Origin of the sequence: Mesorhizobium sp. M00.F.Ca.ET.216.01.1.1 (assembly GCF_004010325.2) — a bacterium.
Lineage (GTDB): Bacteria > Pseudomonadota > Alphaproteobacteria > Rhizobiales > Rhizobiaceae > Mesorhizobium.
Window position 1 is genome coordinate 1 of the sequence record NZ_SADR02000500.1, and the last position, 291, is coordinate 291.

1 pseudogene is annotated in these 291 nt (G+C 69.1%); it reads right to left on the minus strand.

Features of this window, described 5'->3' with window-relative positions:
- Positions 1–291, minus strand: a pseudogene (locus tag EN859_RS37145) (pyruvate, phosphate dikinase); the annotation flags it as partial.

Below are 291 nucleotides of genomic sequence, written 5' to 3' on the forward strand. Positions count from 1 at the left end.
GCTGGTCTCGATACGGACCAGGATCGCCTTGCGGCCTTGCGCCTTGGCGTCCTCCGCGTCGCTCGATGAGAAGACGATCTCGCCGGTGGCGGCCCCAGGCGAGGCCGGCAGGCCCCTGCCAATGACATCACGCGCGGCCTTTGGATCGATGGTCGGGTGCAGGAGCTGGTCGAGCGAAGCCGGGTCGATCCGGGCGACCGCCTCCTCCTTGGTGATCAGCCCGTCCTTGGCCATCTCGACGGCGATCTTGAGCGCCGCCTTGGCGGTGCGCTTGCCGGAGCGGGTCTGCAG